Consider the following 8692-nt stretch of genomic DNA (forward strand, 5'->3'; position numbering starts at 1 on the left):
TAAAATTTTAAAACTCGCTCTAATGTGTTAGAGACGAATCATATTGAGTACTCGGAACAAACTATGATAAGAAAAAATATTTTGGCCATCGCATTGTTAGGTGTCTTTGGGCTATCGCATGCGGCAGATGTTGAGAACTTAAGAACCATCTCCTATTTAAATGAGCCTTTGCGCTTACAGGCAGATGTGATCGGGGAAGGGGATGTGATACTTGCGGAGCGCACGGAGTATTTAAGATTAAATCATCCGATTCCCACTTATGATTTATCCGTCAATGTGGTGGAAGAAGAGGGTAAAAAGCAATTGGTGGTCACCACGACAGAAGAGGTGGAAACCCCAGCGTTAACATTGCTGCTTGAAAGCCGCGATGAAAATAACCGCCGCCAATTGTTTGAATTGCCCATTTTATTAGACATTCGCCCGGAACCTGCTGCGGAGGTTGCAGAAATTGAGATCGATGGCGTGAACATCGAATCTGATCAAGCAACTGAATCCACAAATCAAGTGACATTATCGGATGTACCTGTGGTGGCGCCTGTTGCCCCAAAAGTTGCCGATGCGAAAGATGCAGACACGCAACCAAAAGTGGCAGAAGTGAAAAAGCCTGTTGAAAAAGCTGTGGTTAAAGCAGAACAGGCTCAAAAAAAGGTTGAAAAAGCATCAACAGATAAAAAAGCGGACAAACCTGCAAAAGTTGAAGCAAAAGCACCAAAAGCACAGAGCCACTTAAAGAATGCCGTTGATCCTGCGCTTGTGAAGCGTTATGGACCCGTTGAAGCGGGTGAAACCATGTGGAGCATTGCCAATAAAGTGCGTCCTGCTCACATCCCTCCCCAAAAGATGATTGAAATCATCAAAAAACACAATCCCTCAGCCTTTACACCTGCGGGCGTATTGCGTGCAGATGTCACGTTGATCATTCCTGTGGACACACCTAAGAAACAGCACAATTTTGTGAAGGCAGAGGCCACCACAGAAGCGGTGGGCTTTATTTATGAATTGCCTGCACCACCAGCATCTGCCAGTGGATCTTTAGCGCCAACGGCTGCCAATGTTGCACCAGCTGCCGTTGCTGCTGAAGTTGTTGACAATGATGGTACCGTCACTGAAACTGTGGTCACCGATGAAGTGCCTGTGAAAGTGGTGCATCCGGTCAATAGCCCAGCCAATGACATGACCGTGATTTCACCGAGTGAACCATCCATTGCAGCTGTGAATGATGTTCCTGCCGATGCTGCACCCGCCGCTGAGCCACAAGTAGAGGCACAAGGCGATGAGATGAGTGCATCGGTTGCCGCTGAAACAGTGGATGCGACAACACCTGCACAAAGTGAAAACGTGATGGCAAGCGTGGCTGAGGTGACAGAATCTGTGGCCAATGTTGCACCTGCAAAACCAAAAGTCTTTATGGTGGAAGAGCCGGAAGAAGAGCCTGGCATCATTGAGATCATTTTTGACAACATTATGTATGTGGGCGGTGGTGCATTAATTTTATTGTTGGCCATTTTAGCGATTGTGGCGATGCGTCGTCGTCAAGCGGGGGAAGGTTCAACCGATAAAGCGCCAAAAGCACCGAAAGAGAAAAAAGCGAAAAAAGGCAAAAAATCTGAAGCACCAGCTGAGGAATCGGTGATCGTTGAAGAAATCATCGAAGAGACACCTAAAAAAGGTGCGCCAGAAGTGAAATCAGCATCTGCAAAAGCTGCGGCAGCCGCTGCCATTGCTGCGCCAGTTGCAGCGGTGCTCAGTTCAGAAGGGGCAAGTCCAGCGAAAGATGGCACTGAAATCCAAAGTTTAGACTTTGATTTCTCCTTCACAGAAGAGAAGCCACAAGCTGCGGCTGCGACTCAAGATGCTGAAGATGACATGGCGGCACTGGATTTTGATCTCTCATTTGCAGCGCCAGCGGCAGCTGTGACTGCAGCCGCGGTGGCAACTGCGCCTAAAGCAGAGGCAAAACCACAAGAAGCGGAGTTTGACACGCTTGATTTTGATTTCTCATTTGATGCGCCCAGTGAAATACCATCCGCAGCAGTGGAAACGGCGGCAGCAGCTGAACCTGAAATGGGCGGCTTAGAGTTTGATTTATCTGGCTTTGAAGCGCCTAAAGCTGAGGCTGAGGCAGAAAGCGTTGAAGAGATGCCAACATTTGACACGTTAGAATTTGATGGCGTGTTAGATTTCACGGGTCGCAATACAGAAGAGGCACCGGCAGAATCTGAGCCTGTGGTAGAAGCAGTTGAAGCAGAAGTGGCAACGGTTGAGCCAGCGATGGATTTTGAGCCGATTGCATTTGATCCCATTGCTGTTGAAGAAGTCACGCCATCAGATGAACCTGAGGCTGTGAGTTTTGGTGAAAACAATCCATTGTTTGTTTCACAAGATTCAGACAGCGGTGCAATTGAAGCGATTGCCAGTGAAGAGAACAATGATCCCACCGCTGAGATTACAGAATATGTGAGCTTTGGGGATTTGATCGACACAGCACAAACCACATTGGCCAATGATGAACAAGTGGCAGACATTTCAGCGATTGATTTGGCAAAATTTGAAGAAGATGACGCCATTGAGTTTGCCGATTTAATGGAAGTTTCCACCGAAGAAGTGGACCATAATTTAGATTTAAGCTTTGTGGCGGATGTCGATGACAATGAAGCCGGTCATGAATTCTTAGAATCCTTAGATTTCAGTGCGCCTGCAGACATTGATCCAATTGGCGACTCTGTGAAAGACAATGTTGCGAAAGCCGAAGAGTCTTTAGAGCACATTCGTGCAGTGGAATCTGTGGCTGTGCCAGAAGTTGCGGACATGCCTGAGATCATCACAGAAGAGATTGTGACCAATACAGAAACTGCCGAAGCCCCACAAATGATGGATGCTGTGGATGAGATGGATTTCCCAGGCTTTGATTTATCTGAGTTTGAAGCGCCGATTGCTGAAACGATTGAAACGGTCGATGCATTTGAAGGCATGGAGCCTTTAGAAGAGATTGAGTTGATTGACATTCCAGCATTCACTGAGTCAACGCCTGAACCTGTGATCATCACAGAACCTGTGGCAACAGCGCCTGCTGCGCCTATAGTGGAAACAGTCGTAGAGGCAGCGCCAGTTGTTGCACCGATTGCGCCCACTGTGATTGAAAAAGAGGTGATTGTTGAAAAGCCTGTGGTTCAAGTGGTGGAAGTGCCTGTGGCTGAAGCATCAGAAGATGATGAATCGGAGCAAATTAAGTTAGAATTGGCAGAGGCTTATATTGATTTTGATCCAAGTTTGGCCAAGCCGCTTTTAGAAGAGGTGGTGCGTGATGGTAATCCATCGCAAGTGGCGAGAGCCGAAGCGCTTCTGAGTAAGATCAATTAATACATTTACAACACATAAAGCCTAGAAGATTCTAGGCTTTTTTATTGAGGTCATTATGCAAGAGAAGGTGATGCGCCGCGCGAAGATGCTGCGCGCCATTCGTGAATATTTTCATCAAGATGCAGTGCTTGAAGTGGATACGCCCATCATGAGCCAATTTGGCAACAGTGATCCGGCACTGTTAAATTTTATGAGCACATTCAATGGTCCGGGGAAGCTCTATCAGCACACCACATATTTGATCACTTCGCCTGAATATCACATGAAGCGTTTGCTCGCCCATCAATCCGGCTCGATCTATTATTTAGGCAAAGTGTTTCGTGATGGAGAATTAAGCCCACGGCACACGCCAGAATTTACGATGCTCGAATGGTATCGCGTGAATTATGATCTTTTTGAATTGACCCAAGAGGTGATTCATTTGATCCGCATGCTTTCGAAACAGCACATCGAAGTGGTGGAATACAGTTATTTTACGCTCTTTATGGAAAAACTTGCCCTCAATCCTTTCATGGCAACAGAAGCAGAGCTGGATGCTGTATTAAAAACGCAGGGTGTTTCCCTTGCGTTTACACCGCAAACGAAAGATGAATATTTAGATTTAATCATGAGCCACCTCATTGAGCCAACGTTTGATCCTGATGTGATCACGGTGCTCCATAGTTATCCGGCGTCCCAAGCATCTTTAGCAAAAATCACCCAAGATTGCGCCGGCAATGCCATTGGCAAACGCTTTGAAGTGTATTGGCGTGGGTTAGAATTGGCCAATGGTTATGAGGAATTAACAGATCCCATCGAGCAGCGCGCCCGTTTTGAAGCAGAAAATCAAGTGCGCACGCAATATGGTTTAGCACCTGTTGCGATCGATGAACTCTTTTTACAAGAGATGGCCAGCATGCCAGCGTTGGTCAGCGGTGTTGCCATGGGGATTGATCGCCTCTTGATGGCGGCGACAAATACACATAACATCAATGATGTGATCTTATTCCCCTTTGAAGAGAGTTAAGCATCATTCACCATAAATTACTTAGGAGGTTGCAAATGAATGTCGTGATTACAGGTGTATCGGCAGGTTTTGGGCAAGAGATGGCGCGCGTGTTTGCAGCGCATGGTCATCATGTGATTGGCATTGCAAGGCGCACGGATCGTTTAGCGGCGCTGAAAGCGGAGTTAAACACGCAATTTACAGGCTTCACATTAGATGTTGCCGATCGCGTAGCCGCCACACAAGTGGTGGATGAGATCATCGAAACCTTTGGACAAGTGGATATCCTCATCAATAATGCAGGTTTAGCCCTTGGCATGGAAACGGCGGATCAAGCCAATTTTGAGGATTGGGCAACGATGGTGAACACCAATGTGATGGGGCTCATCTCTTTAACGCAACTCTTTTTACCGCATATGGTGGCAAAAAATGACGGGTACATCATTAATATGGGTTCAACTGCGGGCAGTTGGCCGTATGCTGGCGGCAATGTGTATGGTGCCACAAAAGCTTTTGTGAAACAGTTCAGTTTAAATTTGCGTGCTGATTTATTTGGCAAACGCATTCGTGTGACGAATGTGGAGCCCGGTTTATGCGGAGAAACAGAGTTTTCCAATGTGCGCTTTAAAGGGGATGATGATAAAGCGGCAGCACTTTATGATAAAGCTGAGCCTTTAACCGGTAAAGACATTGCGGAGATTGTGTTTTGGCTCGCAAACCAGCCAAAACACATCAACATTAACCGCATTGAAGTGATGCCAACGAGCCAAAGCTTCGCTGGCCTTAAAGTTCATTACGATGATTAATCGATCACATTAAAGTGAATGCGTGCCGCTAAATGGGTGAAGATGGTGTAGGGAATGGTGCCTGCCCATTGAGCGACATATTCAATCGGTAAGGCTTCGCCAAATAAAATGACTTCGCGATCCCATTTTGACTCTGGCACAGCGCTTAAATCCACCATGAACATATCCATGGCAACGCGCCCAATGAGAGGCGCTTTATAACCATCGATGAGCACATAAGCCTCTTTGCTCACCTCACGCGGATAACCATCCGCATAGCCACATGCCACAACGCCCACAGGTAAATCATGGGGCGCTGTGAATGTTGCGCCATAACCCACATGTTCACCTGCTTTGATGTGATTGACATGAATGATTTTAGAGCGCAATTCTAAAATGGGTTTTAAACCGATGCTTTCAGCGGTTTGATCATCAAATGGGGATGCACCATATAATGCCAATCCTGCTCGGACAATGGATTGAGCAGGTTTTTGATCATCAAAAATATTGGCAGAGTTTGAAATACTTGCACTGAGATGCTGCGGTAAATTTGCCATCAATGCCAATTGTGTCCGTGTTTTGGTGTCATCAGCTTCATCGGCGCACGCTAAATGGGTCATCAATTGAATGCTTTTCACATTCTCTGAATCATTGAGGGCTTGATAATAATGTGCCAACTCTTCAGGGCGGATGCCAAGGCGATTCATGCCGCTGTTGATTTTGATGAATACATCAATCGGATTCATGAGTTTTGCGTCTAATAACCCATTGAGCTGATGCGCATTGCCAATGGCAGGGATAAAGTTGAACTCATCACATAAATGATATTCATGATGCTCAAAGACGCCTTCGAGTAAAATAATGGGGGTGTTTGATAAGGTGCGAATGGTTTCGGCCTCTTCAATCGCGGCGACCGCAAAGAAGTTGACCACATGTTCTAAAATGGGCACCATCAATGCCACGCGATGCCCATAAGCATTGGCTTTGAGTACGGTGCACAATTGACTGTTTGGGGCTTTCTGCTGTAAAAACGCCACATTATGCAGTAAAGCGCTTTTTGAGAGATAAGCTTTTAGCGGACGCATATTAACCTCGGTTTGGTAGTTAGTATAATCATGAAGCGCAAAGATTATGATACGAAAAGGAAATGGGTGCAAATCTATCCGATCAAAAGGTAGAATGCCGCTATACTGATACTCAATCGATGAACACAAATGAGGTGAAAAGATGATGGAATTTGCAAAATTGGTGGTCAAAGGCATTGATGCCCGTAATTTCCTCCATGGTCAATTGACGGCAGACATGGATCATTTAGACTATTTATATGCTCATGAAGGCAATTCTGGTTTAGCGGGCTTATGTAATATTAAAGGGCGATTAGAAGCGGTGTTTTGGATCAATCGCGTGGACTCTGAAACCTTTGATCTTTACTTGCCAAAAGAGATCAGCGAAGCGATCGCTACACTGTTAAAGCGCTATCTGTTTAGATCAAAAGTGACCATTGATGTGGCTGATGTCGATGAGACTGAAGCAATGCAAATGATCCCAAGTGAACCCATTCCATGGATTGTGGCAGCAACACAAGGCAAATATGTGCCACAAATGGTGAGTTTAGATGTATTAAAAGGTGTGCATCCGCGTAAAGGTTGTTACATTGGTCAAGAGATTGTGACGCGCCTACGTGATTTGGGTAAAAATAAAAAACGCCTCGGGCAAGTGGCTTTAAATGGGCAACACGTTAATATTGGTGACACAATTTATGCCCATAATGAAGTGGCGGGTGAAGTGGTGTGTGTGAAAGATGATGAGGCATTGGCAGTATTGGTGCTTGCTGAATTGGTGCAGCCGTTAAAAATTGAAACAGACATCACAGTTCGCCATGTTTGGAAAAATGAAGACGAATAAAAAGGAAGGGTTCATGAGTAAACATATTGGTGTGTTAACTGCAGGCGGTGATTGTCAGGGGTTAAATGCTGCATTAAGAGCAGTGGCACTGACAGCTTTCCAAGAAGGATGGAAAGTGACCGGTATTCATGATGGCTTTTTAGGCTTAGCCGAAGGCTGCATTAAACCTCTAGAAAAAGCGGATGTGAGCCCAATCATCGGCCTAGGTGGGACGATTTTGGGCACCGGTCGAGGGGGCGGTCGTGCAAAAGGGACAGAAGAGGCCGTTGAAAACTGTGTCAAAAGCTTTAATGAGTTAGGATTAGATGCATTGGTGTGTTTAGGTGGCGATGGTACACAACGCTTCTCTTATGAGTTGGCGAAAAAAGGCGTGCCGATTGTGACGTTGCCAAAAACCATTGATAACGACATTGCACAAACGGACATCACTTTTGGCTATGATACGGCAGTGCAAGTGTCTGTGATGGCGCTTGATCGTTTACGCACCACGGCAGATTCCCATCATCGTTTAATGATTTTAGAAGTGATGGGGCGCGATGCAGGTTGGTTGGCAGCCGGTGCAGCTTTAGCGGGCGGCGCGGACATTTGTTTGGTGCCAGAGATTCCTTATTCAACAACAGCGATTGTTAAATCCTTAAAAGCCCAAATTTATGAGCACAAAGCAGCGCTATTAGTTGTGGCAGAAGGTGCAATCTCACAAGAGGATGCATTGCTTGGCTTAAAACCTAAAAAGCATGTGGCAGCGATGCGTTTAGTGGATCAGATTCCTGAATTGACTGGCATTGAAGCGCGCTTGACCACATTAGGTTATGTGAGCCGTGGCGGTACGCCAACAGCAGGCGATCGTATTTTTGCAACACAATGTGGCAGTAAAGCCATTGAATACTTAAAAGCAGGCATCACCGGTGTGATGGTGGCCAGTCAAGGAGGCGCTTTAGTTCCTGTACCTTTAGAAAAGGTGGCCGGGCGTCCAAGATTATTGCCAAGAGATCATTCTATGGTGAAAACTTTGCAGTCCATTGGCGTATGTATGGGCATTTAGTGCGCAATGCATGAAAAATCACCCCGGTATTGAAGAAATATCGGGGTTTTTTGCATCAAGTGATGCAGAAAATTGCATGAAATATTAGGTGTGCTGCTGAGTCTTAGGGCTTGGATACAATTAATTTCAATTATTTTTATGCTCTATCTTATTGTTAAATATGTTATTTGTGAAATACTTTAAAATTAATTGAAAAAGGGTGTTGACACCTCTCTGAATTTATCTATAATGAGCACCTCTTCTGAACGAGGCGCTGCTGAAAAGCGGTGAGTTTGAAGGGTTTTGAGAGGTTGAGATGGTTGTTTAGTTTCCCTCGCTGAAAAAAACTTTTCAAATTAGGTGTTGACAAATGATTTAGATCATGTAAAATAGCCTGCTCTTCACGAGGTTGAGTCACTTGACTCCCTCGAGTTCTTTAACAGATTAATCTTAAGTGGTTTGTGTGGGAGCTTGTATTGAAGTGATTACAGAAATACAAGTTTCGAACCAAATCAATTCCAGCGTATATTTTATATATACAGTAATTGAGTGAGTTTCGAATCTTAAAGAGATTTAAAATATATGGATTTAAACTGAAGAGTTTGATCCTGGCTCAGATTGAACGCTGGCGGTATG

The 8692-nt window shown here is 45.3% G+C and carries 6 protein-coding genes; 5 read left to right on the forward strand and 1 reads right to left on the reverse strand.

What is annotated here, in order from left to right:
- Positions 1–63: 63 nt before the first annotated feature.
- The 3 genes from B143_RS0108795 to B143_RS0108805 are packed head-to-tail and all read left to right on the forward strand — an operon-like array spanning position 64 to position 5151.
- On the forward strand, positions 64–3360 hold the full coding sequence (locus tag B143_RS0108795; RefSeq protein ID WP_018122980.1) for a FimV/HubP family polar landmark protein: 3297 nt from the start codon (positions 64–66) through the stop codon (positions 3358–3360).
- A 55-nt stretch (positions 3361–3415) separates the two neighbouring features.
- Positions 3416–4366 carry an EF-P lysine aminoacylase EpmA gene (epmA, locus tag B143_RS0108800; RefSeq protein ID WP_018122981.1) on the forward strand — a complete coding sequence of 317 codons (951 nt, stop codon included), beginning with the start codon at positions 3416–3418 and terminating at the stop codon, positions 4364–4366.
- 35 nt (positions 4367–4401) lie between these two features.
- The gene (locus B143_RS0108805; protein WP_018122982.1) at positions 4402–5151 is read left to right on the forward strand and encodes an SDR family NAD(P)-dependent oxidoreductase; all 750 of its coding nucleotides are present in this window, start codon (positions 4402–4404) and stop codon (positions 5149–5151) included.
- Here the strand turns inward: B143_RS0108805 and alr are convergent.
- A complete protein-coding gene (gene alr, locus B143_RS0108810; RefSeq protein ID WP_018122983.1) occupies positions 5148–6215 on the reverse strand; it encodes an alanine racemase in 1068 nt (355 codons plus the stop codon). The genes B143_RS0108805 and alr overlap by 4 nt on opposite strands.
- Positions 6216–6357: 142 nt before the next feature.
- On the opposite strand from alr, the gene ygfZ reads away from it, so the two are divergent.
- The gene (ygfZ, locus tag B143_RS0108815; RefSeq protein WP_008315938.1) at positions 6358–7035 is read left to right on the forward strand and encodes a CAF17-like 4Fe-4S cluster assembly/insertion protein YgfZ; all 678 of its coding nucleotides are present in this window, start codon (positions 6358–6360) and stop codon (positions 7033–7035) included.
- Positions 7036–7048: 13 nt separating this feature from the next.
- Positions 7049–8077 (forward strand): 6-phosphofructokinase, encoded by a 1029-nt coding sequence (locus B143_RS0108820; protein ID WP_008315936.1) that lies wholly within the window; start codon positions 7049–7051, stop codon positions 8075–8077.
- The last annotated feature ends 615 nt before the right edge of the window (positions 8078–8692 follow it).

Source organism: Wohlfahrtiimonas chitiniclastica DSM 18708, from assembly GCF_000375345.1.
Classification (GTDB): domain Bacteria; phylum Pseudomonadota; class Gammaproteobacteria; order Cardiobacteriales; family Wohlfahrtiimonadaceae; genus Wohlfahrtiimonas; species Wohlfahrtiimonas chitiniclastica.